The sequence below is a fragment of the Streptosporangium sp. NPDC000563 genome (genome assembly GCF_040299985.1).
Taxonomy (GTDB): Bacteria; Actinomycetota; Actinomycetes; order Streptosporangiales; family Streptosporangiaceae; genus Streptosporangium.
Genome location: NZ_JBEPDA010000075.1, coordinates 1 through 1373, shown reverse-complemented (window position 1 = coordinate 1373; position 1373 = coordinate 1). Strand labels below are relative to the sequence as shown.

At 69.8% G+C, this 1373-nt stretch carries 2 protein-coding genes; both read left to right on the top strand.

Annotated features, from left to right (window positions below; all coding sequences use genetic code 11):
* Positions 1 to 383 (top strand): nucleotide disphospho-sugar-binding domain-containing protein (locus ABT352_RS40695; RefSeq protein ID WP_350950455.1); only part of this gene is annotated, 383 nt, incomplete at its 5' end.
* A 12-nt stretch (positions 384 to 395) separates the two neighbouring features.
* Positions 396 to 1373 (top strand): nucleotide disphospho-sugar-binding domain-containing protein (locus ABT352_RS40690; RefSeq protein WP_350950453.1); only part of this gene is annotated, 978 nt, incomplete at its 3' end.

The following is a 1373-nucleotide window of genomic DNA, read 5'->3' as shown; positions in this document are numbered from 1 at the left end:
TCCCCGCCAACACCCGCCTCGTCTCCTTCGTCCCCCTGCACGCCCTCGCCCCCACCTGCTCGGCGATCATCCACCACGGCGGCGGCGGATCCTTCTCCACCAGCCTCGTCAACGCCGTCCCCCAACTCATCCTCGCCGACATGTTCGACGCCCCCCTCAAAGGCGAACTCCTCGCCCGCCAAGGCGCCGGCCTCACCCTGCACAGCAGCCAGGCCACCGGACCCAACGTCCGCGAACACCTCCTACGCCTCCTCAACGACCCCACCCACACCCACGCCGCCCAACGACTCCGCCAGGAAACCCTCACCACCCCCGGCCCCAACCAACTCGTCCCCGAACTGGAAAGACTCACCGCCCACCACCGCGACACGGTGTCCGGGTAGAGAGGCGAGAGCATGCGAGTCGTGTTCGCCACCCACGCGGAGAAGAGCCATTTCCTGGGGATGGTGCCGCTGGCGTGGGCGTTGCGCAACGCCGGTCACGAGGTGCGGGTGGCGAGTCAGCCGGAGCTCACCGACGTCATCACCGGCGCCGGCCTCACCGCGGTGCCCGTCGGCAGGGACCACGAGCTGCGGCGTCTCTCCCGGACGCGCGAGCACGTCGCGCCCGGCGCGCCCGTCTTCGACATGGCCGAGGACCGCCCCGAGATCCTCACCTGGGAACACCTCAAGTGGGGCTACGGCGGCGTGGTGCCGTGGTGGTGGCGGGTGGTGAACGACCCGATGATCGTGGACCTCACCGACTTCTGCCGGCACTGGAAGCCCGACCTGGTCATCTGGGAGCCGCTCAGCTACGCCGGCGCGATCGCGGCGAAGGCGACCGGGGCCGCGCACGCCCGCTTCATGTGGGGGCTCGACCTGTTCGCCCGGATGCGCGGCCACTACCTGCGTGTCAAGGAGCAGCAGCCGCCCGGCGACCGGCAGGACGTGCTCGCCCAGTGGCTCGCCGCCCGCGCCGCCAAGGTCGGCACCACCTTCTCCGAGGACCTCACCAGCGGCCACTTCACCATCGACTACACCCCCACCTCACTACGCCTGGACCTGCCCCACACCTACCTGCCGCTGCGCTACATCCCCTACAACGGCACCGCCGTCATCCCCCCCTGGCTCCACACCCCACCCACCAAACCCCGAATCTGCCTCACCCTCGGCACCTCCGCCACCGAACGCCTCGACGGCTACTCCGTCCCCGTCCAAGACATCCTCACCCACCTCGCCGACCTCGACCTCGAGATCATCGCCACCCTCCCAGAAAAACAACAGGCCGAACTCCACCACATCCCCGCCAACACCCGCCTCGTCTCCTTCGTCCCCCTGCACGCCCTCGCCCCCACCTGCTCGGCGATCATCCACCACGGCGGCGGCGGATCCTTC